At 61.2% G+C, this 26814-nt stretch carries 25 protein-coding genes; 22 read left to right on the forward strand and 3 right to left on the reverse strand.

Going from position 1 to position 26814, the window contains the following annotated elements; translation table 11 throughout:
- The first annotated feature begins 150 nt into the window (after positions 1-150).
- The 11 genes from AC3IT6_RS00625 to AC3IT6_RS00675 all read left to right on the forward strand — a co-directional run bounded on the left by AC3IT6_RS00625 (position 151) and on the right by AC3IT6_RS00675 (position 14408).
- The gene (locus AC3IT6_RS00625) at positions 151-1506 is read left to right on the forward strand and encodes a TolC family outer membrane protein (RefSeq protein ID WP_489353955.1); all 1356 of its coding nucleotides are present in this window, start codon (positions 151-153) and stop codon (positions 1504-1506) included.
- Between the two features lie 42 nt (positions 1507-1548).
- Complete coding sequence (locus tag AC3IT6_RS00630) at positions 1549-3705, forward strand: type I secretion system permease/ATPase (protein ID WP_489353956.1); 2157 nt, start codon at positions 1549-1551, stop codon at positions 3703-3705.
- Positions 3695-5059, forward strand: a complete 1365-nt coding sequence (locus AC3IT6_RS00635) for an HlyD family type I secretion periplasmic adaptor subunit (protein WP_151215156.1) — start codon at positions 3695-3697, stop codon at positions 5057-5059. Before AC3IT6_RS00630 ends, AC3IT6_RS00635 begins: the two co-directional genes overlap by 11 nt.
- A gap of 370 nt (positions 5060-5429) precedes the next feature.
- Positions 5430-6317: a TauD/TfdA dioxygenase family protein gene (locus AC3IT6_RS00640; protein WP_489353957.1), complete on the forward strand. Its 888-nt coding sequence runs from the start codon at positions 5430-5432 to the stop codon at positions 6315-6317.
- Between the two features lie 18 nt (positions 6318-6335).
- Positions 6336-7361: an ABC transporter substrate-binding protein gene (locus tag AC3IT6_RS00645; RefSeq protein WP_489353958.1), complete on the forward strand. Its 1026-nt coding sequence runs from the start codon at positions 6336-6338 to the stop codon at positions 7359-7361.
- 5 nt (positions 7362-7366) lie between these two features.
- On the forward strand, positions 7367-8227 hold the full coding sequence (locus AC3IT6_RS00650; RefSeq protein WP_489353959.1) for an ABC transporter ATP-binding protein: 861 nt from the start codon (positions 7367-7369) through the stop codon (positions 8225-8227).
- Between the two features lie 21 nt (positions 8228-8248).
- Positions 8249-9115, forward strand: coding sequence for an ABC transporter permease (locus tag AC3IT6_RS00655; RefSeq protein WP_489353960.1), 867 nt, complete (start codon positions 8249-8251; stop codon positions 9113-9115).
- A 52-nt stretch (positions 9116-9167) separates the two neighbouring features.
- The gene (locus tag AC3IT6_RS00660) at positions 9168-10088 is read left to right on the forward strand and encodes a LysR family transcriptional regulator (protein WP_489353961.1); all 921 of its coding nucleotides are present in this window, start codon (positions 9168-9170) and stop codon (positions 10086-10088) included.
- 125 nt (positions 10089-10213) lie between these two features.
- Positions 10214-11746: an MFS transporter gene (locus tag AC3IT6_RS00665; protein WP_489353962.1), complete on the forward strand. Its 1533-nt coding sequence runs from the start codon at positions 10214-10216 to the stop codon at positions 11744-11746.
- A 26-nt stretch (positions 11747-11772) separates the two neighbouring features.
- Entirely contained in the window at positions 11773-12837 is a 1065-nt protein-coding gene (locus AC3IT6_RS00670) for an HlyD family secretion protein (RefSeq protein WP_489353963.1), read from the forward strand.
- On the forward strand, positions 12834-14408 hold the full coding sequence (locus tag AC3IT6_RS00675; RefSeq protein ID WP_489353964.1) for an efflux transporter outer membrane subunit: 1575 nt from the start codon (positions 12834-12836) through the stop codon (positions 14406-14408). The genes AC3IT6_RS00670 and AC3IT6_RS00675 overlap by 4 nt, the downstream gene beginning before the upstream one ends.
- 55 nt (positions 14409-14463) lie before the next feature.
- Here AC3IT6_RS00675 and AC3IT6_RS00680 read toward each other — a convergent pair whose 3' ends face one another.
- Together AC3IT6_RS00680 and AC3IT6_RS00685 are read right to left on the reverse strand one after the other, a co-directional pair.
- On the reverse strand, positions 14464-15222 hold the full coding sequence (locus tag AC3IT6_RS00680) for a slipin family protein (RefSeq protein WP_095945030.1): 759 nt from the start codon (positions 15220-15222) through the stop codon (positions 14464-14466).
- 2 nt (positions 15223-15224) lie between these two features.
- Positions 15225-15758 (reverse strand): NfeD family protein, encoded by a 534-nt coding sequence (locus AC3IT6_RS00685; RefSeq protein WP_489353965.1) that lies wholly within the window; start codon positions 15756-15758, stop codon positions 15225-15227.
- A gap of 198 nt (positions 15759-15956) precedes the next feature.
- Between AC3IT6_RS00685 and AC3IT6_RS00690 the strand changes: the two genes are divergently transcribed.
- From AC3IT6_RS00690 to AC3IT6_RS00740, 11 genes are all read left to right on the forward strand, one after another.
- On the forward strand, positions 15957-16418 hold the full coding sequence (locus AC3IT6_RS00690) for an aminoacyl-tRNA deacylase (RefSeq protein ID WP_007975646.1): 462 nt from the start codon (positions 15957-15959) through the stop codon (positions 16416-16418).
- A gap of 152 nt (positions 16419-16570) precedes the next feature.
- Positions 16571-16825 carry a DUF2789 domain-containing protein gene (locus AC3IT6_RS00695; RefSeq protein ID WP_489317865.1) on the forward strand — a complete coding sequence of 85 codons (255 nt, stop codon included), beginning with the start codon at positions 16571-16573 and terminating at the stop codon, positions 16823-16825.
- Positions 16826-16899: 74 nt separating this feature from the next.
- Positions 16900-17145 carry a type II toxin-antitoxin system prevent-host-death family antitoxin gene (locus AC3IT6_RS00700; RefSeq protein WP_150726393.1) on the forward strand — a complete coding sequence of 82 codons (246 nt, stop codon included), beginning with the start codon at positions 16900-16902 and terminating at the stop codon, positions 17143-17145.
- Positions 17135-17416 carry a type II toxin-antitoxin system RelE family toxin gene (locus tag AC3IT6_RS00705; RefSeq protein WP_057399135.1) on the forward strand — a complete coding sequence of 94 codons (282 nt, stop codon included), beginning with the start codon at positions 17135-17137 and terminating at the stop codon, positions 17414-17416. The genes AC3IT6_RS00700 and AC3IT6_RS00705 overlap by 11 nt, the downstream gene beginning before the upstream one ends.
- A 132-nt stretch (positions 17417-17548) precedes the next feature.
- Positions 17549-17977: a MarR family winged helix-turn-helix transcriptional regulator gene (locus AC3IT6_RS00710; protein WP_489353966.1), complete on the forward strand. Its 429-nt coding sequence runs from the start codon at positions 17549-17551 to the stop codon at positions 17975-17977.
- Complete coding sequence (locus AC3IT6_RS00715; RefSeq protein WP_489353967.1) at positions 17974-20046, forward strand: FUSC family protein; 2073 nt, start codon at positions 17974-17976, stop codon at positions 20044-20046. Before AC3IT6_RS00710 ends, AC3IT6_RS00715 begins: the two co-directional genes overlap by 4 nt.
- The gene (locus AC3IT6_RS00720) at positions 20043-20252 is read left to right on the forward strand and encodes a DUF1656 domain-containing protein (RefSeq protein WP_007987399.1); all 210 of its coding nucleotides are present in this window, start codon (positions 20043-20045) and stop codon (positions 20250-20252) included. Before AC3IT6_RS00715 ends, AC3IT6_RS00720 begins: the two co-directional genes overlap by 4 nt.
- The gene (locus tag AC3IT6_RS00725) at positions 20249-21136 is read left to right on the forward strand and encodes an efflux RND transporter periplasmic adaptor subunit (protein ID WP_008049930.1); all 888 of its coding nucleotides are present in this window, start codon (positions 20249-20251) and stop codon (positions 21134-21136) included. The genes AC3IT6_RS00720 and AC3IT6_RS00725 overlap by 4 nt, the downstream gene beginning before the upstream one ends.
- Entirely contained in the window at positions 21133-22581 is a 1449-nt protein-coding gene (locus AC3IT6_RS00730) for an efflux transporter outer membrane subunit (protein ID WP_489353968.1), read from the forward strand. Before AC3IT6_RS00725 ends, AC3IT6_RS00730 begins: the two co-directional genes overlap by 4 nt.
- A gap of 93 nt (positions 22582-22674) precedes the next feature.
- Positions 22675-23310, forward strand: coding sequence for an NADH:ubiquinone oxidoreductase subunit N (locus AC3IT6_RS00735; protein ID WP_150726399.1), 636 nt, complete (start codon positions 22675-22677; stop codon positions 23308-23310).
- Positions 23311-23606: 296 nt separating this feature from the next.
- Positions 23607-25112, forward strand: a complete 1506-nt coding sequence (locus AC3IT6_RS00740; protein ID WP_489353969.1) for a YdgA family protein — start codon at positions 23607-23609, stop codon at positions 25110-25112.
- A 70-nt stretch (positions 25113-25182) separates the two neighbouring features.
- Here AC3IT6_RS00740 and AC3IT6_RS00745 read toward each other — a convergent pair whose 3' ends face one another.
- On the reverse strand, positions 25183-26712 hold the full coding sequence (locus AC3IT6_RS00745) for an FAD-dependent oxidoreductase (RefSeq protein ID WP_489353970.1): 1530 nt from the start codon (positions 26710-26712) through the stop codon (positions 25183-25185).
- Between the last annotated feature and the right edge of the window lie 102 nt (positions 26713-26814).

Consider the following 26814-nt stretch of genomic DNA (forward strand, 5'->3'; position numbering starts at 1 on the left):
ACATTGATATTTGAGCCGCGACCTGTCCTCGGTATGTGATCCAGTTCCGCTTCTGAACTTTCCGACATACGGTCATTTGGCCTGCCATCTTTCAACGCAGCACGCTCTTTTGCTGTGATTCAAGACAAGAAGTTCTGGGAAATTCCTACAATGCGTTCGCCTTTGTTCATGGCTATACCTTTCGTCCTCGCCGCGTCTTTCGTCCAGGCGCAGTCCTTGCCAGGCGCCATGCAACAAGCGCTGGATGTCCATCCGGAGGTCCAGGCAGGCGTCAACAGCCGATTGGCTGCGGACTACCAGTTGAAGGCTGCGAAAGGTGGATACCTGCCACGGGTCGACCTGCTGGGTGGCTACGGTCGTGAAGGCACCGATAGCGTGACGACGCGCACGGACAGCAGCAGCAACAAGCACTGGGAAACCCTGAATCGCAGTGAGTCCAGTTTGCGTCTGAGCCAAATGGTTTTTGACGGTTTTGCGACGTCCAGCGAAGTCGGGCGTCAACAAGCCGCCGTTAACTCTCGCGCCTACTCGCTGCTGAGTACTTCCGAGCGTACCGGGCTGACCGTGGCCCAGGTTTATCTCGACGTGCTGACCCGCCGCGAATTCGTGCGTCTGGCCGAGGACAACCTCAAGAGCCACCAACGCATTTACGACCAGATCCAGCTGCGTACCCAGCGTGGCGTTGGCAGTGGCGCCGACCTCGATCAGGCCGAGGCTCGGATGGCTCAGGCGCGCAACAACCTGATCACCGAGCAGACCAACCTGGCTGACGCCGAAACCAACTACCTCTCCGCTGTCGGCCAGATGCCCGATCAACTGGAGCGCCCGGCGAGTTTCATGGCGCTGATGCCGGCCAACCTGAATGAAGCCCGTGCGCAGATGCTGGAAAACAGCCCGATCCTGCGCTCGGCCGAATCCGATATCGCCGCTGCCGAGAAGCAATACGACACGGCCAAGTCGACGTTCTACCCACGCTTCGATGCTGAGCTGGGTCGCAGCGCGGACAACGACATTGATGGTCAGAACGGCCACAACAACGAATGGCAAGCCATGCTGCGCATGCGCTTCAACCTGTATGCCGGCGGCAGCAACAAGGCCGATCTGGAATCCAAGGCGTACCTGTCGAACCAGGCGCTGGACATCCGCAACAACGCCCTGCGCCAATTGAATGAAGAGCTGGGCCTGGCCTGGAACGCCCTGAACAATGCCAACGCGCAGGTGCCGATCGCTCAGCAATACGTCGATCACAGCACCGCCGTGCGGACCGCTTACCAGCGTCAGTTCAGCCTCGGTGAACGCACTCTGCTCGATTTGCTCGACAGTGAGAACGAACTGTTTACCTCCTCTCGTCGTCTGGCGGAGATCAGGAACACTCAGTTATTTACTCAGTACCGTATCAAGGCGACCATGGGCGAATTGCTCAAAAGCCAGGGAGTGGTCGCACCATTGGCATCCGTTGTGCAGAACGACGTGAAACCCAAGGTTCAATTGCCCGGTATGAATTGAGCCGGACCTTCGTTGTTCAATTGTTAGCCAAGAGTGCCGAGCGTGGAATCAGAAGTCAGTCGGGTTCAACTCATTCATGATCCGCGCGCGTTGCATGACGATCCGCTGCTGGATGGTCTGCTCGCTCTTTGCATGCTGCACCAGAAGCCTGCCAGCGCGGCAATGCTGACCACCGGCCTGCCGCTGCCCGAGCAACGCTTGAGTGTCGAGTTGCTGCCACGTGCGGCAGCTCGCGCGGGGCTGCAAGGTCGGGTGCTGCAACGCAAGCTGGAGGATATTCCGGCGATTGCCATGCCGGCAATGCTGCTGCTCAAGGACGGTCGCAGTGCCGTCCTGCTTGGCTGGCAAGGCCAAGATCAGGTACGGGTGCTGCTCAGCGAAAGCGATGGCGGCGAGTCCCTGGTCAGCCGTGAGCTGCTGGCCGACGACTACACCGGCAGGGTCTTTTTCGCCCAGCCGCAGCACAAATTCGACGTCAACCACGGCACGCTGATTCCGCGGGCGCGCTCGTGGTTCCGCGATACCCTCAAGCGTTCGCGCTGGTTGTATGTCGACGCCATCGCCGCCAGTTTTCTGATCAACATCATTGCCATGGCCGCGCCGTTGTTCGTGATGAACGTCTACGATCGCGTCGTGCCGAACCAGGCCGAAGCGACGCTCTGGGTGCTGGCACTCGGCATCACGGGCGCCTACCTCTTCGACCTGATCCTGAAAAGCCTGCGCAGCCTGTGCCTGGATCTGGCCGGCAAGAAAACCGACCTGATTATCTCGGCCACGCTGTTCGAGCGCATCGTCGGCATGGCCATGAAATACCGGCCGGCGCGGGTCGGCAGCTTTGCCCAGAACATCCATGAGTTCCAGAACCTGCGCGACTTCCTCGCCTCGCTGACCCTCACCAGCCTGATCGACCTGCCGTTCACCCTGCTGATTTTCATCGTCATCGCGATCCTCGGCGGGCATCTGGTGTGGATACCGGTACTGGCATTCCCGATTGCCCTGGCCATCGGTTATGCCTTGCAGAAGCCGCTGGTGGCGACCATGGAACGGACCATGGCGCTGGGGGCCGAGCGTCAGTCGAGCCTGATCGAAACCCTGGCCGGCCTGGATGCGGTGAAGGTCAACAACGCCGAAAGCGAACGCCAGTATCAGTGGGAGCAGACCATCGGCACCCTCAGTCGTCTTGAGTTGCGGGTGAAAATGCTCTCCGGCCTGGCGATGAACATCACCTTGCTGATCCAGCAACTGGCCGGGGTGATCATGATCGTCTTTGGCGTGTACCAGATCATCGACGGTCACCTGAGCATGGGCGGCCTGATTGCCTGCTATATGCTCAGTGGCCGTGCGCTCAGCCCGCTGGCGTCACTGTCCGGGCTACTGACTCGTTATCAGCAGGCACGGGTGACCATGACCTCGGTCGACCAGATGATGGAGTTGCCCCAAGAGCGCAATTTCGAAGAGCGTCCGCTTAGCCGCAAGGTGCTGCAGGGCGGCATTGAGTGCCGCCAGCTCAACTTCACCTACCCGCAACAGCAGAACCTGGCGCTGAAGAACATCAACCTGTCGATTCGTCCCGGCGAGAAGGTTGGCATCATTGGCCGAAGCGGTTCGGGCAAGAGCTCGCTGGCGAAATTGCTGGTGGGGCTGTATCAGCCGGATGACGGCGCGCTGTTGGTCGATGGTGTGGATATCCGCCAGATCGACGTCAGCGAACTGCGTTACAACATCGGCTACGTGCCCCAGGACATTCAGTTGCTCGCCGGCACCTTGCGCGACAACCTGGTTTCCGGCGCGCGGTATGTCGAGGACGAGCTGGTGCTGCAAGCCGCAGAACTGGCTGGCGTCCACGAGTATGCGCGCCTGCATCCGCAGGGTTATGAGCTGCAAGTCGGCGAGCGCGGGCAGAACCTCTCCGGCGGTCAACGACAAAACGTCGCCCTGGCCCGTGCATTGTTGCTCAACCCGCCGATCCTGCTGCTCGACGAGCCGACCAGCGCCATGGACAACACCGGCGAAGAGCGCCTCAAGCAGCGCCTGGCAGCGGTGATCGAAAACAAGACCATGGTGCTGGTGACGCACCGGGCATCGCTGTTGTCGCTGGTGGATCGGCTGATCGTGATCGATCGCGGGCAGATACTCGCCGACGGTCCGAAAGCTGCGGTGATGGAAGCGTTGAAGAAGGGGCAGATCAGTGTTGCTTAAGTCGGGTAAGGATTCGATCCGTCGCTACTTCAAAGGCTCTGCTTCACTTCAGGGCCAGCCGCTGCCTGAGGTCAACAAGGCGCTGATCGAGGATGCACCACGTGTGGTGCGGCTGACGATCTGGGCGATTATCGCTTTCTTTGTGTTCCTGATGCTCTGGGCCAATTTCGCGGTGATCGACGAAGTGACCAAGGGCGACGGCAAGGCGATTCCATCGTCGAAGATCCAGAAAATCCAGAACCTTGAAGGCGGTATCGTTGCCGAGCTGTTCGTCAAGGAAGGCCAGATCGTCGAGGCTGGCGCACCGCTTATTCGTCTGGACGACACGCGATTTGCTTCGAACGTTGGCGAAACCGAGGCCGATCGGCTGTCGATGCTGCTGCGGGTCGAACGCCTGAGCGCCGAGGTCGAAGATCGCCCGCTGAACTTCCCCGAGGATGTGCTCAAGGCCGTGCCGGGTCAGGCCAAGAGCGAAGAATCGCTCTATATCAGCCGCCGCCAACAGTTGCACGATGAGATTGGCGGCTTGCAGGAGCAGCTGATCCAGCGCCAGCAAGAGCTGCGCGAATTCACGTCCAAGCAGGCGCAGTATCGCCAGCAATTGGGCTTCCAGCGTCAGGAAATCAGCATGTCCGAGCCGTTGGTGGCCCAGGGCGCGGTATCGCCGGTGGAAGTCCTGCGCCTCAGGCGTGCCGAAGCGGAGACCCGTGGTCAGCTCGACGCCACCACCCTGGCCATTCCGCGTGCCGAATCGGCAATCAAGGAAGTGCAGCGCAAGGTCGATGAAACCCGCGGCAAGTTCCGTAGCGAAGCCCTGACCCAACTCAACGAAGCACGCACCGACCTGAACAAGGCTCAAGCCACCGGCAAGGCCCTGGAAGACCGGGTCAGCCGCACGCTGGTCACTTCGCCGGTGCGGGGTATCGTCAACAAGTTGCTGGTCAATACCATCGGCGGGGTTATCCAGCCAGGCAGCGACCTGGTGGAAATCGTGCCGCTGGACGACACCTTGCTGGTCGAGGCGAAGATCCGCCCGCAGGACATCGCGTTCCTGCATCCGGGGCAGGAAGCGACGGTGAAATTCACTGCCTATGACTACACCATCTACGGCGGGCTGAAGGCCAGGCTGGAGCAGATCGGCGCCGACACCATCACCGATGAAGACAAGAAAACCACCTACTACATCATCAAGCTGCGCACCGACCGCAGCCACTTGGGCACCGATGAAAAGCCGTTGCTGATCATTCCAGGGATGGTGGCTTCCGTGGACATCATCACTGGCAAGAAGACCGTCCTCAGCTACCTGCTCAAGCCGATCATCCGCGCGCGGGCCGAGGCGCTGCACGAGCGTTAGTCCTGCAGCGCGGTTGACGACCTCTTCGCGAGCAAGCCCGCTCCCACAGTGGATCTGTGTTGAAACGCAGTTTTTGTGTTTCCACTGACCCCTGTGGGAGCGAGCTTGCTCGCGATAGCGTCCGCCAAAACACCACAACCCTGTCAGAAAGTGACAAATAACATCACACCACGATTCCTCTATTCCCTTAGCAATCGCCATATCGTTATTCATTAACGGTATTTAAATTTCAATTCTTATATCTATAAAGTCAATCTCCTGCGTACCTGCCGACCAATCGGCGCGCCGCACGACACGAACCAACACGGGACCTCCGTGAGTTTCTGATCGACGCGCGCGCCTTTGGGCGTGCCGTGCGTGGGAGTGATTTATGTCTGCAGCTTCAGCTTCGCCAAGCATCGCGCCACAATTCTTTGAAGTCCGCCCGTTCAGCGGAGCGGTGGGCGCCGAGATCATCGGTCTCGACCTGTCCCTTCCGATCAATGATCAGGACTTCGCACACATTCGCCGCGCGCATCTGGACCATCATGTGGTGGTGTTCCGCGACCAGCGCATCACCCCCGAACAGCACATCGAATTCAGCCGTCGTTTTGGTGTGTTGCAGATCCACGTGCTCAAGCAGTTCCTGTTGGCAGGGCATCCGGAAATACTCATCGTTTCCAACATCGTCGAGAACGGCCAGAACATCGGCCTCGGTGACGCCGGCAAGTTCTGGCATTCCGATCTCTCCTATAAAGAACTGCCGAGCCTGGGCTCGATGCTGCATGCCCAGGAGCTGCCGTCAGTAGGCGGCGACACATTGTTCGCCGACATGCACAAAGCCTGGGACAGCCTGCCGCTCGCGTTGCGCAAAGCGGTGGAAGGTCGCTCGGCGGCGCACTCCTACACGGCGCGTTACAGCGAGACCAAATTCGAAGGCAACTGGCGCCCGACCCTGACCCCGGAGCAACTCGCCCAGGTCGCCGAAGTCGTCCACCCGGTCGTGCGTACCCACCCGGAAAACGGCCGCCAGGCGTTGTTCGTCAGCGAGGGGTTCACCACCCGCATCGTTGGCCTGCCGGAAGACGAGAGCCAGCAACTGCTGACCGAGCTCTACGCCCACAGCGTGTTGCCGCAAAACATCTATCGCCATCAATGGCAGCCCCACGACCTGGTGTTCTGGGACAACCGTTCGCTGATCCACCTCGCCGCCGGATGCCCCAGCCATCTGCGCCGCAAGCTGTATCGCACCACCATCCAGGGCGACGCGCCTTTCTGATTTGTCGGAGATCTGATCATGTCCAAACGTCTTCCATTCGCACCGCTGGCCGCGGCCATCGGCCTGGGTTTCAGCCTGATCGCCGGCAGCCTGGTGGCGCCGGCCGTGGCCCACGCCGAAGGTGAAATCCGCATCGCCGAACAGTTCGGCATCGTTTACTTGCTGCTCAATGTGGTGCGCGATCAGAACCTGATCGAGAAGTACGGCAAGCAGGAAGGCATCGACATCAAGGTCGACTGGACCCAGCTCTCCGGCGGTGCGGCGGTCAACGATGCGTTGCTGTCGGGCTCGATCGACATTGCCGGCGCCGGGGTCGGTCCGTTGCTGACCATCTGGGATCGCACCCACGGTAAGCAGAACGTAAAAGCCGTGGCTTCCCTGGGCAACTTCCCGTACTACCTGGTGAGCAATAACCCCAAGGTCAAAACCATCGCCGACTTCACCGAGAAGGACCGCATCGCAGTGCCAGCGGTGGGCGTGTCGGTGCAGTCGCGCTTCCTGCAATACGCAGCGGCCAAACAGTGGGGTGACAAGGACTTCAATCGCCTCGACAAATACACCATCGCTGTTCCGCACCCCGATGCGACAGCGGCGCTGGTGGCCGGCGGCACCGAGCTGAGCGGGCACTTTTCCAACCCGCCGTTCCAGGACCAGGAACTGGCCAATCCCAACGTGCATGTGGTGCTGAACACCTATGACCTGCTCGGTCCGAACTCGCCGACGGTGCTGTTCGCTACCGAGAAATTCCGCAATGAGAACCCGAAAACCTACAAGGCATTCATTGATGCACTGACCGAAGCGGCGCAATTCGCGCAGAACGATAAAGGCGCGGCAGCGGACACCTACATCCGCGTTACCAAGGCCAAAATCGACCGCGCCGCGTTGCTGAAAATCATCGACAACCCGCAGTTCGAATTCAGCGTCACGCCGAAAAACACTTACCCGCTGGCCGAGTTCCTCTACCGCGTCGGCGCGATCAAGAACAAGCCGGATTCATGGAAGGACTACTTCTTCCAGGACGCCAAGCCGCTGCAAGGGAGCTGACCGAAATGAACGCCCCATTGCAAGGCCACACGGTCAGCAAACCGATCGCGGCAGCCCAGGCGCTGCTGTCGGTCGATAACGTCAGCCTCGAATACCGCACGCCGCAACGGGTGGTGCGGGCGACCCATCAAGTCAGTTTCGAGATCGATCCGGCGGACCGCTTTGTCCTGCTCGGGCCGTCCGGTTGTGGCAAGTCGACGTTGCTCAAGGCCGCCGCCGGCTTCATCCAGCCAGTGGAAGGCGAGATCCGTCTGCAAGGCCAGCGCGTCGATGCGCCGGGTCCGGACCGGATCGTGGTGTTTCAGGAGTTCGATCAACTGCCGCCGTGGAAAACCGTCAAACAGAACGTGATGTTTCCGCTTCTGGCCTCGAAAACCCTCAAGCGCAGGGAGGCCGAAGAGCGGGCGCTGCACTATCTGGAAAAGGTCGGCCTGGCGGCGTTTGCCGAGGCTTATCCGCACACCTTGTCAGGCGGGATGAAGGCCCGGGTCGCCATCGCTCGGGCGCTGGCGATGCAGCCGAAAATCCTGTTGATGGACGAACCCTTTGCCGCGCTCGATGCCCTGACCCGGCGCAAGATGCAGGAAGAATTGCTGCTGCTCTGGGAAGAAGTGCGTTTCACGCTGCTGTTCGTCACGCACTCTATCGAAGAGGCGCTGGTGGTGGGCAATCGCATTCTGTTGCTGTCGCCGCATCCGGGCCGGGTGAGGGCGGAAGTCCACAGCCACCAATACGGTTTGCACAGCCTCGGCGGTGTGGCGTTTCAGGAATCTGCGCGACGTATTCACCGGCTGTTGTTCGACGAAGGTCAATCACCGCAAGCCGAGCATGAACTGGATTTCGCCGACATCCGCATCGCTTATTGAGCCAGTTGAGAGGAGGGCCCGATGAGCCATTTATCATCCCCGCGTGAAGAGTTCGAAACGGTTTTGCAGCCACTGACCAGTGTGCCGCTGGAGCGGGAATTGCCCCTCGGCCAACGTCTGTGGCAACAGGGCTGGTTGCGTAAAAGCCTGATCCTGATTTTGCTCTCAGTGCTGTGGGAAGCCGTTGCGCGCTATCAGAACAACGACCTGCTGCTGCCGAGCTTTTTGCAGACCGCTCACGCGTTGTACGACGGCCTGCTCAGCGGTGAATTGCTGGGCAAGGTGTGGATTTCCCTGGTGGTGTTGCTCAAGGGCTATCTGATCGGCATTGTCCTGGCTTTTGCCCTGACCACGCTGGCAGTGTCGACGCAATTCGGTCGCGATCTGCTCAGTACCCTGACCTCGATGTTCAACCCCTTGCCGGCCATCGCACTGCTACCGCTGGCGCTGCTGTGGTTTGGATTAGGCCAGAACAGCCTGATTTTCGTGCTGGTGCATTCGGTGCTCTGGGCGCTGGCATTGAACACCTATGCTGGCTTCCTCGGCGTCTCGGAAACCCTGCGCATGGCCGGGCGCAACTACGGCCTCAAGGGCATGCGTTTCGTGCTGTTCATCCTGATTCCGGCGGCACTGCCGTCAATCCTCGCCGGGCTGAAAATCGGCTGGGCGTTTGCCTGGCGGACGTTGATTGCTGCTGAGCTGGTGTTTGGTGCGACCAGTGGGAAGGGCGGGCTGGGGTGGTACATTTTTCAGAATCGCAATGAGCTGTACACGGACAAGGTGTTTGCCGGGTTGGCGGTGGTGATTCTCATTGGGTTGCTGGTGGAGAATCTGGTGTTTGATTCTTTGGAGCGGGTGACGGTGAAACGGTGGGGGATGGTGCGGTGATGTTTGCTAGCATTGCGTCTGAGTCAACCCTGATCAGACACGAGTGCTCGCAATGCAATTGCCAGACATGAACCTGTTGGTCGCCCTCGACGCCTTGCTCGACGAGGGCAGTGTGGTGGGCGCGGCGCGGCGGATGAACCTGAGCCCGGCGGCCATGAGCCGGACGTTGACGCGCATCCGCGAAGCCATTGGCGATCCGATCCTGGTGCGCGCCGGTCGTGGCCTGGTGCCGACCCCCAAGGCGCTAGCATTGCGCGAGCAGGTGCGCAGTGTGGTGGAGCAGGCCGGGTTGTTGTTTCGTTCGGCTGATGTGGTGGAGCTGAGTTCGCTGCGGCGGCGGTTCAGTATTCGGGCCAACGACTTCTTTGTCGGCGTCTACGGCGGCAAGCTGTTCGACACCCTTGACCGGCAGGCGCCGCACTGCGAATTGCGTTTCGTCCCGGAAGGCGATGGCGATGATGAGGCGTTGCGCGAAGGGCGGATCGATCTGAGCATCAGCAACACCCGGCCGTTGACCCCGGAAGTGAAGATTCAGAACCTGTTTTCCACCCACTTCGTTGGCCTGGTGCGCGAGGATCATCCGCTGTTGGACGATGAGATCACGGCAGAGCGCTATGCGGGATATTCCCATATCAGCATGTCCCGGCGTGGCATTGCCCGAGGTCCGATCGATACCGCGCTCAATGCCCTGGGACTGGAGCGACGGGTGGCGGTGATCGCGCCAAGCTTTCATGCGGCGATGTTTGCCTTGCCCGATTCCGACCTGATTCTGCCGGTGCCCAAGGAAGCCTTGCTGAGTGTGCGACGGCTCGGCCTGAAGCTGCGCTCGTTCGACCTGCCCATCCCGTTGCCAACCTTGATGTTGACCCAGGCCTGGCACCCACGCTTCGACAAGGATCCGGCCCACCGCTGGCTACGTGAAACGCTGAAAGCCTGCTGCGATGAGACATGGTTGGCTGCGCAACCGGACTGAGGTCGCTCCCACAGGGTTTTGTATTGTTGCGTCTAGCGCACTTATAACCTGTCGATAAGTTGATTTTCGTCAGGCATCACGCTTCCTAAAATGCTTCGGTATTTCCACTCCGGAGCGCGCTGTACATGACTTCCCTCACGGCCCCGGCACCTGTCGCCGCGACCGGCCCGACAGCTTCACCACAGGTTTTCGGCCCGCGGATCATCATCGGGCTGGTGGGCGTATTGCTGGCGGTGCTGGTGTCGGGCCTGAACGAGATGGTGACCAAAGTCGCCCTGGCCGACATCCGCGGTGCATTGGCCATCGGCTACGACGAGGGCACCTGGCTGGTCGCCTGTTACACCGCGACTTCCGTGGCGGCCATGGCGTTCGCGCCATGGTGTGCAGTGACGTTCTCGTTGCGGCGTTTCACCCTGTGGGCCATCAGCCTGTTCACCCTGCTGGGTGTGTTGTGTCCCTTCGCCCCGAATTACGAAAGCCTGTTGTTTTTGCGCACCTTACAAGGCCTGGCGGGCGGTGCATTGCCACCCATGCTGATGACCGTGGCCCTGCGGTTTTTGCCCGCCAATGTGAAGTTGTATGGCCTGGCCGGTTATGCCCTGACGGCGACGTTCGGCCCAGGCCTGGGCACTCCATTGGCCGGGTTGTGGACCGAGTATGTCGGCTGGCAATGGACCTTCTGGCAAATCATCGCGCCGTGCCTGATTGCCATGGTCGCGGTGGCGTATGGCTTACCCCGGGACCCCCTGCGTCTGGAGCGCTTCAAGTCCTTCAACTGGCGCGGTGTGCTGTTGGGCTTTCCCGCGATCTGCATGCTGGTGATCGGCATCCTGCAGGGCAATCGCCTGGACTGGTTCGAGTCGAACCTGATCTGCGGATTGCTCGGGGGCGGGTTGTTGTTGCTGGTGCTGTTTTTGAGCGGCGAGTGGTCGCAGCCGATGCCGTTTTTCAAGATGCAGATGCTCGGCATCCGCAATCTGTCTTTCGCCCTGCTGACCCTGGCGGGCGTGCTGGTGGTATTGCAGGCGGTGATCATTATTCCGTCCAGCTACCTGGCGCAGGTCCAGGGTTATCGCCCGGTGCAGACCGCGCCGATCATGCTGCTGGCGGCGCTGCCGCAATTGATTGCGCTGCCGTTGGTGGCGGCGCTGTGCAACTTTCGCTGGGTCGATTGCCGCTGGGTGTTGGGCATCGGCCTGAGCATGCTGGCGCTGTCGTGCGTCGGCGGCTCGCAGCTGACGTCCGCGTGGATTCGCGATGATTTCTATGTGCTGCAATGGCTGCAGATTTTCGGTCAGCCCATGGCGGTGTTGCCGCTGCTGATGCTGTCCACCGGCAGCATCAACCCGATGGATGGGCCGTTCGCATCGGCCTGGTTCAACACCGTCAAAGGCCTGTCGGCGGTCATCGCCACCGGGGTGATCGAGGCGCTGACCACGGCATGTCTGCATTTTCACTCGACCATGCTGGTCGATCGCCTCGGCAACTCGCCGCTGGCCGAGCGCGACAGCGCAAGCCTTGCTCATCGACTGCATGAGCAAGCGGTGGTGCTCACTTCCTCTGATCTTTACCTGTGCATGGCCGGTATCGCCGTGACCTTGATCCTGCTGATTTTCTGGCTGCCGACACGGATCTTTCCGCCGCGCGCACCGACCTGAATGCTCCACTGATACAGAAGGTTTTTATGAACACTCACGCAAAGCAGAAAGTCGCGGTTGCCGTGGCCACCGCATTGGCCGTCGGCGTGTTGCTGTACCTGGCGATGCCCGGCCTGTTCGGCAAGCGTACCCAGCAGAACACCAACGATGCTTATGTCTCGGCGGATTTCACCCTGGTCGTGCCGCGGGTTGCCGGGTTTATCAAGCAAGTGCTGGTCGAGGACAACCAGCAGGTCAAGGCCGGGCAGTTGCTGGCGCTGATCGATGACCGCGATCTACGCGCCGCCGCCGAGGCCGCCGATGCCGAAACGCTGGTCGCCAGGGCGCAACTGCAAAACGCCCGGGCGACCCTCGAGCGCCAGGCGTCGGTGATTGCCCAGGCGCAATCCTCGGTGGTTTCGGCCAAGGCGGAAATGGCCTTTGCCGAGCATGAATTGAACCGCTACAACCACCTCGCCGGGGTGGGCGCCGGCACGGTGCAAAATGCGCAACAGGCGCAAACGCGCATCGACCAGGCATCCGCACGGCTGGCCAATGCCACGGCGGTGCTGGCGGCGGAACGCAAGCAGGTGGAGATCCTCACGGCCCAGCGCGACGCAGCCGAAGGGGGGCTGAAACGGGCGCAAGCGCAGCTGGAAATGGCCAGCTACGAGTTGTCCTATACGCGGATCGTCGCGCCACAGGACGGCATGGTCGGCGAACGCGCGGTGCGGGTCGGCGCCTACGTCACCCCGGGCAGCAAAATCCTCGCCGTGGTGCCGCTGGCGCAGGCTTACGTGATGGCCAATTTCCAGGAGACCCAACTGACGGATGTACAGCCTGGGCAGGCTGTGCAAGTGCGCGTCGACAGCCTGGGTGGTGCGGCATTGAACGGTCGTGTCGAAAGCATTGCACCGGCCACCGGGGTGACGTTCGCCGCGGTCAAGCCGGACAACGCCACCGGCAACTTCACCAAAGTGGTGCAGCGGATACCGGTGAAGATCGTGCTGGAGCCGGGGCAGTCGCTGGCCGAGCGCTTGCGGGTGGGGATGTCGGTGGAGGCGAGTATTGATACGGCCACCGCCAAGGTGAAAGAGGTTGTTCAGCGATGAAGATTTTCGTTGGTCGCGCTGACGCCTTCGCGAGCAAGTCGGATCGCCGCACCGCCGCTCCCACAGGGGAATGCGTTTCAATGTGGGAGCGGGCTTGCTCGCGAAGAGGCCATCAGCCTCGCCTGACTTTTTCTGCCTTGCTTGTGCTGAGCCTGTCAGCCTGCACCGTCGGTCCGGACTTCCAGACACCCGAAGCCACCGAAATCACCGAATGGTCGAAACCATCAAGGGCCGCCGCCAGCCAGGCCGTCGCCGAAACGATGGCCGAGCGCTGGTGGGAGGTGTTCCACGACCCGAAGCTCTCGGCCCTGAGCCAACGCGCCCTGACCGACAACCTCGACCTGAAGCTGGCCAGCAGCCGCTTGCAGCAAAGTCGTGCAGTGCGTCTGGTCATCACCGCCGAGCGCTACCCCAACACGGCTGCCAGCGGCCGTTACGGACGCAACCGCAACAGTGGTGAAGGCCTGAACGACCCGTCAGGACACAACGGCCAATCTGCCTTCAACCTGTGGGATGCCGGCTTTTCCGCGTCCTGGGAGCTGGATTTCTGGGGGCGCGTGCGGCGGGAAACCGAAGCGGCCGACGCCAATCTGGAAGTCGCCGAGAACGACCGACGCGGTGTGCTGCTGTCGGTGTTGGCCGAAACCGCCCAGGACTACATTCAGCTGCGCGGTGTGCAGAACACCCGGCTCGTCACCGAGCAGAATCTCGAAGTCGCCCGCCATAGCCTGGAGCTCTCGCAGTTGCGCCTGGCCGACGGCGTCGCGACGGATCTGGATGTCGCCGAAGCCGCCGCACAAGTGGCGGCCATCGAATCACGCCTGCCCGCACTGGAGCAGCGCCAGTGGCAACTGATCAACGCCTTGAGCCTGTTGATGGGCGAACCGCCCCAGGCATTGGCGGCGGAGTTATCCACAGACGCACCGGTGCCACAAACGCCGCGTCAGGTCGCCATTGGCTTGCCCTCGCAACTGGCTGCACGTCGGCCGGACATTCGCCAGGCCGAAGCACGGCTGCATGCCGCCACTGCCAGCATCGGCGTGGCCAAGGGCGATTTCTATCCGCGAATCACCCTGTCGGGGAACATCGGCTCCCAGGCCATGCAACTGAGCGATTTCGGCTCCTGGGGTTCGCGTTCGTTCGGCATCGGCCCGCAATTCAGCTTGCCGCTGTTCGACGGAGGCCGCTTGCGTGGCGTGCTCGAGTTGCGTGAAGCGCAACAACAGGAAGCCGCTATCGCCTATCAGCAAACCGTGCTGCGCGCCTGGCATGAAATCGATGATCAACTGACCGCCTACAACGCCAGCCAGTTACGCCGCGACAGCCTGGCCGAAGCCGTGCGCCAGAACCGCATTGCGCTGGACACCGCGCAACAGCAGTACGTCGAGGGCGTGGTGGATTTCGTCACCGTACTCACCGTGCAAGGGGCGTTGCTGGCCACGCAGGAGCAGTGGGTCGAGAGCTCGACCGGCGTGTCGCTGGCGGCCGTCGGGTTGTACAAGGCGTTGGGTGGCGGATGGCAGTCGGTGTATCCCGTGGCAGAGACGGCGTACTTCGAGCCGGTCGGATGACTATGGGTTGTACCTGTCCGGCAATACCGGGCAATGAGTGGCGTCATCGCAACCTTCAGGATTTCGACGACAAGTCCGCCATGCCCTTGAGCAACTCGATCGGCAGCGGAAAGACGATGGTCGAGCTCTTGTCGCCGGCAATCGAACTCAGGGTCTGCATGTAGCGCAACTGCATGGCCCCCGGTTGGCGGCCAAGCATTTCGGCGGCCTGCATGAGTTTTTCCGAGGCCTGCAATTCGCCTTCGGCGTGGATCACCTTGGCTCGCCGTTCCCGTTCGGCTTCGGCCTGCTTGGCGATGGCGCGGATCATCGACTCGTTGAGGTCCACGTGTTTGATCTCGACGTTGGCAACCTTGATGCCCCAGGCGTCGGTCTGGGCGTCGAGTACTTGCTGGATGTCCAGGTTCAAGCGTTCGCGTTCGGCCAGCAGTTCGTCCAGTTCGTGTTTACCCAGCACCGCCCGTAGCGTGGTTTGCGCCAATTGGCTGGTGGCGGCCAGGAAATCCTCGACCTGGATGATTGCCTTCTGCGGATCGAGTACGCGGAAATACAGCACCGCGTTGACCTTGACCGACACGTTGTCGCGGGTGATCACGTCTTGCGGCGGCACGTCCAGCACCACGGTGCGCAAATCGACCCTGACCATTTGCTGGACCACCGGAATCAGCAGGATCAGGCCAGGGCCCTTGACCTGCCAGAAGCGCCCGAGCTGGAACACCACGCCGCGCTCGTATTCGCGCAGGATGCGGAACGTCGACCCCGCCAGTGCGATGATCAACAGTAGCAGCGCGACAAGACCCAATTGCAAACCCATGACTATTCTCCACCCGGCGCCGCGTCAGCCGCGGCCACTTGCAGCAGCAAGCCCTTGCGCCCCACCACCCGCACCTGTTGCCCGGGTTGCAGCGGCGTCGCGCTGAGCACTTGCCATCGTTCTCCTTGCAGATGAACCCAGCCGCCATAGGCGTTGCCGAGCTGTACTGAAGTGACCGGCGTTTCGCTGCCGACCAGCCCGGCATCACCGCTGACGGTGTGGCGTGGTCGGGTCTTCAGGGCGTGAAACACCAGGTAGGTCAGCAACAGCGCGCTGACCAATCCCAGGCCTATCATCAACGGCACGGGCACATCGGTATTGGTCAGGATCACCGCGCCGATCACGAACATCACGATGCCGCCCAGGCCGATCACGCCGTAATTGGGCAGGGCCGCCTCGGCGATCAGGAACGCGATGCCAAAGGTGATCAGCCAGATCCCGACGGGGTTGGGCAATAGCACCACAACCGTGTCGGCGGCGCCGGCCAATCCGCTCAACGCCAACAGCAACGCAACTGCACAACAACGCGTGTTCACTTGACCCTCCGGGAGAGTCATGGAGTGGCTCTGCATTCAGTTTAGTTGAGCCTTGGCCGGTATGAATTTTGCTCAACTACCATCGACATCCGATGGGCGGATTTCCCGCCGGATCGCGCTGACGGGCCTAGACTTTTACTACGCAAGCAAAACTTAACCATCGTCCGCCGGCGGTCATGGCGGACACCGAGGTGCATCATGCGTATGGCAAGAACCGTGCAGCGAAGCCTGGAAAAGGCTCAATGCGAATATGACATCGTCAGCCACCCACACTCGGCCAGCAGCCTCGAAACGGCACGGGTCGCAGGTATTCCTGCCGAACGGGTGGCCAAATCGGTGATCCTCGACGATCACCATGGGCATTACCTGATGGCCGTGCTGCCCGCCAGCCGTCACCTGGACCTGAGCAAAGTCCGCAGTAGCGGTGAGTGGCAGGTTTCCCGCGAAAGCAACCTGGCGCACCTGTTCGATGATTGCGAACGCGGTGCCGTACCGGCGCTGGGTGAGTCCTATGGGTTGGAGGTGGTGATCGATCCGCTGCTGACCCGGCAGAAAGACATCTATCTGGAGGCCGGCAACCACGTCAACCTGGTGCGTATGGACATGCCCGAGTTTCTGAAAATGGTGCCGCATGCCGAGGTGCGGGAGTTGAGTCATTGAGTTTTGTTTCGTCAATGCTGACGTCATCGCGGGCAGGCTCGCTCCCACAGGTTTTGTGATCGACACAGATCCTTGTGGGAGCGAGCTTGCTCCGGGCGGCGTTCCGAGGGTGACCGCGCAGCGGTCCCTAAATTGGTCATCAGGAGTTCGTCATGGAAAACCCGACCCACAGCCTTCCGTCCCTGTTCAAGCAACTTGGCTTGCCGGACGACGCCGAAAGCATCGATAAATTCATCGCCACCCATTCACCGCTCAAACCGGAGCTGCACCTTGCGGATGCATTTTTCTGGAACCCGAGTCAGGCGGAGCTTCTGCGTGAGGAGATACTCGATGACGCGGATTGGGCAGAGGTGGTGGATCAGCTGGATGTACTGTTGAGGAAGGGGCGGGGGGTTGTAGAAAACTGATAGGCGGTGGTCCACCGAGGTTGCTCTGATCACAATAACTGACCAGAATTAAGACCTTATTTGAGGTCTTAATTATGCAAAGTGTTTTGGCTGATATGGCTGTCAGCGTGTCTGAACTAAAGAAAAACCCCTCTGCCGTTTTGAATGGCGCCCATGGAGGGCCCGTCGCAGTGCTCAATCACAATCGCGTCATGGGTTACATGGTCCCTGCCGATGTGTTCGAAGCCATGATGGAACGCCTGGATGATCTGGAGTTGGCGGAAATTGTGCGTTCTCGTCGTCATGAAACGCCGATTTCGGTAACGCTGGATGACTTATAAGCTCGAATTTCTGCCGTCTGCACGCAAGGAATGGGACAAGCTGGGGCACACGTTGCGTGAACAATTCAAAAAGAAGTTGGCAGAGCGGCTCGAAATGCCTCGAATCCCTTCCGACTCACTCCATGGCATGCCCGACTGCTACAAAATCAAGTTGAAGTCATCGGGATATCGACTCGTCTACGAGGTGATAGATGAGCGCGTCGTCGTTTCTGTCGTTGCAGTAGGAAAGCGCGAACGTAGTGAAGTGTATGAGCGTGCCAGGAAACGTTGATGGCTCTCGGCAGGTCGCTGTTACGTATTTGTTTCAAAACTTGACGGAAAATCCCCTCCAATGCAATATTGATAGTTAGCAAACTAACAGTGTGTATTTTCCTTCGTGCCGAATAACCTCGACGTTCTCCAGATGAACATCAGCAGTGCCATGGTGGTGGCCGCCAGGCATTGGCGCAAAATCTGCCAGACCACGCTGGCCAACTATGGAATCTCCGAAGCCTGCGCCGTTCCGCTGTTGATGATCGGGCGTCTGGGCGAGGGTGTGCGCCAGGTGACGGTGGCCCAGGCAGCAGGGATGGAGAGCCCGTCGCTGGTGCGCTTGCTCGATCAGTTGTGCCATGGCGGCTACGTCTGCCGCACCGAAGATGCACAGGACCGCCGCGCCAAATGCCTGAGCCTGACCGAAACCGGTCGGGAGCTGGTGCAGGCGGTCGAAGTGGAACTGGTGCGCTTGCGCCACGAAGTCCTTGAAGGCATCGACCAGAGTGATCTGGAGGCTACGCTGCGGGTACTGAGAGCTTTTGAAGCGGCCACGTCGCCATCGGTGGCCAACTCTTGAACGGATTTTTCTCTGGCATGCCCCCGGCGCGGGACTGGTTCTACGGAGTCCGCACCTTCGCCGCATCGATGATCGCGCTGTACATCGCCCTGCTCATGCAAATGCCGCGTCCGTACTGGGCGATGGCCACGGTGTACATCGTTTCCAGTCCGTTTCTCGGCCCTACCAGTTCCAAGGCGCTGTACCGGGCGGTCGGCACCTTTGTCGGCGCTGCGGCGGCGGTTCTGTTCGTGCCGATGTTCGTGCAGAGCCCTTACATGCTGGTGGTGGTGATTGCGCTGTGGACCGGGACGCTGCTGTTTCTGTCCCTGCATTTGCGCACCGCGAACAACTACGCCCTGATGCTCGCCGGTTACACCTTGCCGTTGATCGCCCTGCCGGTGGTGAACAACCCGCTGGGGGTGTGGGACGTGGCCGAAGCGCGGACCGAAGAAATCTTTCTCGGCATTGCCGTGGCGGCGGTGGTCGGTGCCATGTTCTGGCCCCGGCGCCTGGCGCCGGTGTTCAATGATTCGGTGAGCAAGTGGTTTACCGATGCATCGACCTACAGCCTGCGCTTCCTGGGCCGCAACGTGCAGCCTGAAGAAGTCAGTGCGCTACGGGCATCGATGGTCGCCACGTTCAACTCTCTGGAGTTGATGATCGGCCAGTTGCCCCACGAAGGCTCGCGTCCGCAGACAGTACGCAACACCAAGGAATTGCGCGGACGGATGATTCACCTGTTGCCAGTGATCGATGCCCTCGACGACGCGCTTTATGCCCTGGAACGGCGCACCCCCGAGCTTGTGGACAAGTTCGCACCCTTGCTGGCTGCCACCACCGAATGGCTCGAGCACAAGGATGCCGATCTCGAACGCTGGCAAGCCCTGAAGGATCAACACGAGACCCTGCAACCGGCTCCCGAAGCGCTGGACGACCGCAAGCAACTGCTGTTCTCCAACGCCATTTACCGTCTCGGCGAGTGGATCGATTTGTGGCAGGACTGCCGCAGCCTGCAATACGCCATCCAATGCGAAAGCCAGGACAGCTGGCGCGCGGTGTATCGGCACTGGCGGCTCGGACGGCTATCCCCGTTCCTGGATCGCGGCCTGATGTTTTATTCCGCGGCGTCCACCGTCACCGCAATTATCGTCGCTTCGGTGCTGTGGATTCTGCTCGGCTGGACCGATGGCGGCAGCGCAGTGATCCTGGCGGCGGTGGCGTGCAGTTTCTTTGCCTCGATGGACGACCCGGCGCCGCAGATTTACCGGTTCTTTTTCTGGACAGCGATGTCGGTGGTGTTCGCCAGCCTTTATCTGTTTCTGGTGTTGCCCAACCTGCATGACTTTCCGATGCTGGTGCTGGCGTTTGCCGTGCCGTTCATTTGCGTCGGCACCCTGACGGTCAAGCCGCAGTTTTACCTGGGCATGCTGCTGACCCTGGTCAACACCTCGTCCTTCATCAGCATTCAGGGCGCTTACGACGCGGACTTCCTCAGTTTCGCCAACTCCAACCTGGCTGGTCCCATGGGGTTGCTGTTCGCGTTCATCTGGACCCTGATTGCCCGGCCGTTCGGTGCCGAGCTGGCGGCCAAGCGCCTGACCCGTTTCAGCTGGCGTGACATCTTCAGCCTCTCCGAGCCGGCGACGTTGTCTGAGCATCGGCTTCTGGGCATACGGATGCTCGATCGGCTGATGCAGCATCTGCCGCGCCTGGCCATGACCGGCCAGGACTCCGGCGTGGCGTTGCGGGAAGTGCGAGTGGCGCTGAATCTGTTGGACCTGCTCGCTTATACGCCGCGGGTCCTTGGTGTACCGCAGGTCCTACTGCGCCAGGTGGTGTCCGAGGTGGGCGAGTACTTCAAGGCCTGCCTCAAGGCCGGTGAACGCTTGCAGGCACCGAGCCCGTTGCTGATGACCCTCGACCGCACGCGTCGCGCGCTCAGCGGTGCCGGCGATGATGAAACCCGTCGGCATCTGCTGCACGCCCTGAGCGGCCTGCGCCTGGCACTGTTGCCCGGCGTCGAATTCGTCGGTTCCGCCGAGCCCGAAGAACCGCTTCCCCATGGCATTGATGGAGCACCTTTATGATCGGTGACCTGGATCTGAGCGGGGTGTTCCTGCCCACGCTGCTGGTGCTGATGGGCATTACCTATGTGTTGTACCTGTTGGTGCATGGGGTGCTGACGCGCCTGCACTTTTACCGTCTGGTCTGGCACCGGGCATTGTTCAACGTGGCCCTCTACGCCTTGCTGCTTGGCGCCGTGGACTCACTCAGTCGATACCTGATGACATGAAAAAACCGTTTCTAACCCTCGGTCGCGTGGTGTTGACCCTGCTGATCGTGAGCTTCGCCGTTGTCGTGGTCTGGCGCATGGTGATGTATTACATGTTCGCGCCCTGGACCCGCGACGGGCACATCCGTGCCGATATCGTGCAAATCGCGCCGGATGTCTCCGGGCTGATCCAGCAAGTGGAGGTGCGCGACAACCAGTTGGTCAAGCGCGGCCAGGTGCTGTTCAGCATCGATCCAGACCGCTTCAGGCTGGCGCTGCGCCAGGCGAAAGCGGCCGTCGCCGACCGCGAAGAAACCCTGGCCCAGGCCCAGCGCGAGGCCAAGCGGAACAAGGGTCTGGGCAACCTGGTACCGGGTGAGCAACTGGAAGAAAGCCAGTCTAAAGTGGCCCGCGCCCAAGTGGCCTTGATGGAAGCCCAGGTGGCGGTGGACAGCGCGCAGCTCAACCTCGACCGCTCGGTGATCCGCAGCCCGGTGGACGGCTACGTCAACGACCGCGCGCCACGGGCCCAGGAATTCGTCAGCGCCGGGCGTCCGGTGTTGTCGGTGGTCGACAGCAACTCGTTCCATATCGATGGCTATTTCGAAGAAACCAAACTGAACGGCATCCATATCGGGCAAAGCGTCGACATCCGGGTGATCGGCGACAATGCGCGCCTGCGCGGGCACGTGGAGAGCATCGTCGCCGGTATCGAAGACCGCGACCGCACCAGCGGCAACAACCTGCTGCCCAACGTCAACCCGGCCTTCAGCTGGGTGCGGCTGGCCCAGCGGATTCCGGTGCGGATTGCCTTCGATGACGTGCCGGAAGATTTCCGCATGATCGCCGGGCGCACCGCCACGGTATCGATCATCGACGATCAGAAGCGGGAGCCGGCGCAATGAGCAAGGCCTCGGGTTTGGCGGTCGCCGGGTTAGGCTTGCTGCTGTCGGCGTGTCAGATGGTCGGGCCGGATTACCACTTGCCCGAAGAAGCGGCCGTCCATCGTCAAGACTTCCAGGGTGATCTGGCGGTCGACGGTAAAACCGTGGTGTCCGCGCCGGTGCCGGCCGATTGGTGGCGCCTGTACAAGGACCCGCGACTCGACCAGTTGGTGCAACAGGCCATGGCTTCCAACACCGATTTGCGCGTGGCGGCGGCCAGTCTGTCGCGGTCTCGTGCGCAGGTTGATGAGGCCGAAGCGGCGGGTGGCTGGAGCGGCGGCGTGCAGATGGGCGCCCAGCGCTTGCAGGAGTCCGGCCAGGCCTTCCTGCTGCCGGAAAAAGTGCCGGTGGCCAACATCGGCGATATCGGCATCAGCGCGTCGTACCAGTTCGACCTGTTCGGCACCTTGCAACGCGGTATCGAAGCGGCCAAGGCCAATGCCGATGCGACGCAGGCCGCCGCCGATACTGCACGCATCACCGTGGTGGCCGACGTGGTTCGCGCCTACACCCAAGTGTGTGCGGCCAATGAAGAGCGGGAAATCGCCCAGCATTCCCTCGATCTGCAAGCCCAGAGCACCACGCTGATCCAGCGCTTGCGCGATGCCGGACGTGGTGACGAAACCCAGGTCACCCGTTCGCAAACCCAATTCAAATCCCTGCGCGCCGACATGCCGCGCTATGAAGCCGCTCGTCAGGCCGGGCTGTATCGCTTGTCGATGTTGCAGGCCAAGCCGGTGGACCAACTGCCGGCCGGCACCGCCACCTGCGACGAGCTGCCAAAAATCGCGCAATTGATTCCGGTGGGCGATGGTGCCGCATTGCTCAAGCGTCGTCCCGATGTACGGCAGGCCGAGCGGCGACTGGCGGCCGCGACGGCCGGTATTGGCGTCGCCACGGGCGAGCTGTACCCGAACATCAGCATCGGCGCGACCATCGGTACCGTCGGTATCCTCGACGATCTCGGCGATCCGTCCACCAACCGCTGGGGCTTCGGCCCGTCGCTGACCTGGAACGTGCCGACCAACGGCGCCCGGGCGCGCATCCGCGAAGCCGAAGCGGTGACCCAGGCGACCCTGGCGCATTTCGATGGGGTGGTACTCAACGCCATTCGCGAGACCCAGACTGGCCTGGCCCAGTACACGGCATTGCTGCAGCGCCGCGACGCACTGGCCGATGCCGAGCAATCGGCAAAACTGGCGGCCGACCAGACCCATCGCTTCTTCCAGGCCGGCCGCGCCTCGTTCCTGGCCGACTTGCAAGCTACCCGCACCTACATCGACGTCACGGCACAACTGGCGGCTGCGAACACCCAGGTTGCCGCCAGTCAGATCGATTTGTTCCTCGCCTTGGGCGGCGGCTGGGAAAGCGGACGAACGCAAGCGTCGAACTCCGGCAAACCCTGAGGCCGTTGCTATGCTTTGAAGTGTTGGAGGGGCGCCTCGTGCAAAGCGTCCTTTCTTCGCACAAGGCTCGCGCAGGTCAGGGGGAAACCAATAATGAAAAACCCTTACGCTCTCGGCTTCTGGTGCGCCATCGTGGCGTTGGTGCTGCTGTCGGCCACCTATTTCTACGGCATCATGCTGGCCCACCAGATCGACAAGGCTCTGGTGTTCCTCGACAGTGCCGCCGCGCTGATTGCCGTGATGTCCATTGCGGTGGTGGCTTGGGCCTCGGTCCAGAACCAACGCATCAAGAAAAGACAACTCGAACAAGGCAAAACCCTGGTCCTGATCTGGGACACCAAGGTGGCGCTGCGTCGTGTCGAAACGGTGTTCGACCGCTATTTCTGGGGCAGTTACTGGCAACCGGGGCGCACCTTTCAGGAAGTCATGGGCGAATTGACCGGTACGCCGCTGGAAAAAAGCCTCGAGACCCTGAAAAAACAATGCCTGGCGCTGGACCGGCAAGTGGCTGACGACGGTCGGCACTGGCTCAGCAATGCCCGGGAACTGGCCGATGTCGCCACGGCCATGGCCCGCGAACGCTATCAACTGGACTTCTGCGACCCGCGCGAGGAAGTGACGGGCGGGGCGGTGATCAACCGCGACTTCGAAGTGCTGGTGTACACCTGGACTGCGCGGCTCAAAAGTTTTGATCATCAACTGGATGAGATCGAGGTCCAATATTCCTGATTCTATGTTGGCAAGGCTGACGCCTTCGCGAGCAAGCCCGCTCCCACAGGAATACGCATTCCAATGTGGGAGCGGGCTTGCTCCGGGCGGCGTTCCGACGAAGGCGATTGTATAGGCGCAAAGAATCCCCAGCCCAGCGAACACCCCCCCAAGACACTCTTTCACCTTTAATCATTGAGCCGTTCGTCGCACCCGGTGCTAATCTGCAATTCACTTTCAGCACAGTCGAGCCGCAACCCGTCATGGGTTCAGGGAAGACGACCTTACTTTCTACAACGGACATGAACGGGGCATACATGAATAAATCAGCAGGCGTGCTACTGGGAATTGTTGTCGCAATCGGTGCCATCAGCGCAGGCGGAGCCTGGTTCACCGGCACCAAAATCGAAGGTGTGTTGAACACCTCGATTGCCGATACCAACAAGGAATTGCAGGCGGCGATGGTCGGTTCCAACGGCACAGCGTCGCTGGAACTGGTGTCGCTGGAGCGTCATGTATTCAGCAGCACCGCGCACTACCGCCTCAAGGGCGAAGGCGAAATGTTCGGCGAAGCGCCGGTCGAGTTGCTGTTTGTCGATCACATCGAACACGGCCCGTTGCCGTTCTCGCGCCTGATGTCGCTGAAGTGGCTGCCGGTCCTGGCGACCAGTCACTACGAGCTGGAAAAGACCCCGTCCACCGAGAAGTGGTTTGCCGCCGCCAAGGACAAATCCCCGCTGACCGGCGTGGTCAACATCGGTTATGACAACTCTACCAATGGCACCCTCGAGTTGCAGCCGCTGGAAATGGCCCTGGATGACAAGTCGAGCTTGAAGTTCTCCGGCCTGAGCATGGACGTCGACGCCAGCGCCAAGGCGCAGAAGGTCAAGGCCAACGGCTACATGGACAGTCTGAAGGTGACCACCGTGTCCGAGGATCAGGCACCGGTGCAGGTTGAATTGAACGGCCTGACCCTGGCCAGCAACCTGACAAAAAGTACCTACGGTTTCTACACTGGCGAGAACGTTGTTGAACTGGCCAGTGGCAAATCGACTTTCGGCGTCAAGCAGTCGGTGCTGGACTTCAAGAAATTCGAAATGAAAAACCTGACTGAAGAAAAGGGCAGCAACGTCTCCGGGCGTGCCGACTACAAGGTCGGCGACGTGTCCCTGAACGGCAAGACCATCGGTTCCGGGGCGCTGGCCATGAGCCTGAAGAACCTCGACATTCCGGCCACCCTGTCATTGATGCAGGTTTACCAGAGCAAACTGCAGCCGTATGAAAGGGCGGCGGCCGAAGCAGCGGCGGCCGGCCTGCCGGCGCCAGAGCTGAAACTGACCGAAGCCGAAGAAGCACTGCTCAAGTCCAGCCTGGAAAAACTGCTGGCGGCCGGTCCGCAGGTGGCCCTGGAAAACCTGTCGTTCAACACCGCCAACGGTGAGAGCCGCGCCAACATGGTGCTCGACCTGACCAAGCCACAGGCCATCGATCTGCCGACCGATCAGTTGGTCAGACAGCTGATCGCGCTGCTGGACTTCAAACTGCAAGTGTCCAAACCGATGCTGGTCGATGTGCTCACCGTGCAATCGCAAATCGACGGTCAGACCGACGCCAAGCTGATTGCCGACCAGGCCACCGCCACCGCTGACATGTTCAGCAGCATGGCGGTCGGCAGCCAGCTGGCAAAACTGGACGGCAATAACATCGTCACCAACTTGCGTTACGCCAACAATCAGGTGGACTTCAACGGCCAGAAAATGACCGTCGAAGAGTTTGCCAGTTTTGTGATGAGCAAGTTCGCAGATGCTGGTGCCACCGAGTAACGGCGGCTGTTAACTCTGCAACGCCCGGCCTCTGCATCGCGCAGGCGTCGGGCGTTTTGCTGTCCGCCCCCTAGGGGACGTCACGGATCAGGCGCCATGCCTCTTCCCATGGCAGCGGTTGTTTCATCCGCTCGGCGAGCATCGCCATTGTCCGGTCCATCTCGCAGGCTACCGCCGCCGACACCACACCGTTTTTTCCGTACAGGCCTATGAAAGGCGGATCGTAAGGGTCGCCCTTGAACTCGACTTCGTCCCAGGCCTCGGCGTGCCCGAGGTAGTCGTAGGTTTTACCGAAATGCCAGGTCCAGAAAAACGGCACGTCGAGGTAATGCTCGTCACCGTCCAGCATGTTGGCCGCGGCGATCCGCGCCTGCTGTTGGGCCAGTCGCCAGTGTTCGATGCGCAGGTGTTGGTTGTTCAGCGGGAACGTTGCGATATCGCCAGCCGCCCAGAGGCCGTCGGCCACGCGCATTGCGCCATCGACACGCAGCGAATGGTCCTGCTCCTTCGGCAAGCCGGTAAAGGCCGCAGTGGCTGGCGTGACGCCAATGCCGACCAGCACCAGATTGGCCGCCAAGCGTTGGCCGTTGTCCAGGCGCACGGCTTCGACCTTGTCCGTCCCTTCGATCTGTACCGCATTGCCCTGGGTATGAAACACGACGCCATGGGCTTCATGTCGTGCGCGAATGGCCTTGCCGACCGTGTCGCCGAACTGTTTGGCAAACGGCACTTCATGGCGGGCCAGCACGGTCACGTGCAGGCCAAGCTGGCGCAGGGACGAGGCGGACTCCATGGCAATGAAACTGTCACCGATGATCACCACCCGCTGGCCGGCGCTGGCGCTGTCGAGAATCTGTTGCGCATGGGCTTTGGAGCGCAAGACGAACACTTGCGGCAGGTCGGCGCCGGGCAGCGTCAGCGGATTGGGTACGCCGCCGGTGGCCAGCAACGCGGCGTCGTATGTCAGTGATTGGCCGTCAGTCAGCCGCAGCGTCCGGTTTGGCGCATCCAGGCTTGCCACTTCGCCTCGCAGGCGCTCGATCCGCTGCTCGCGGTAAAAATCCTCGTCGCGCAGCGGCGGGACTTCGTCCAGCGGCATCTCCCCGGCGATCACGTATTTGCTCAGCGCGGTGCGGTCGTATCCGGCATCGGCTTCGCGGTCGATCAACAGTAACCGGCCGCCGAAACCTTTCTCGCGCAAACACGCTGCCGCCGCCGTGCCTGCCGCGCCAGCGCCGACAATGATGAAGGTTCGTGGGTCGTCGGCCGGTGGCGGGTGGGCACCCGGCATCGGCTGGTCGCCGACCCAGATGTCGCCGTCACGGACTTCAAGGGGATAGCGCTTGAGGCTGTCCAGGGCTGGCGGTTCACACAGCCCGCCATCCTCGATCCGAAACTGCGCCTTGTGCCACGGACAGGTCAGGCGCCCGTTGCATACCGCACCGTCAGCCAGCGGGGCTCCGGCGTGCGGGCATTCGGCCTGATAAGCGCGCAGTTGTTCACCGGCCCGCAACAGCAGAATCTTGCTGTCCTGGACCTGCACTTCCAGACCCCGGTCTTCGGGCACATTGGCGACACGCGCAACGCGATGCAGAGTCATGATCGCTCTCCAGACAGACGTTTCACTTATGAGTCTGGTACTTATCGCGAGGTTCAGCCAATTGCCCCTGCCACGGCGTGAACGGTCCGGCTATAGTTTGCA

The sequence above is a fragment of the Pseudomonas sp. KH_017 genome (genome assembly GCF_057840285.1).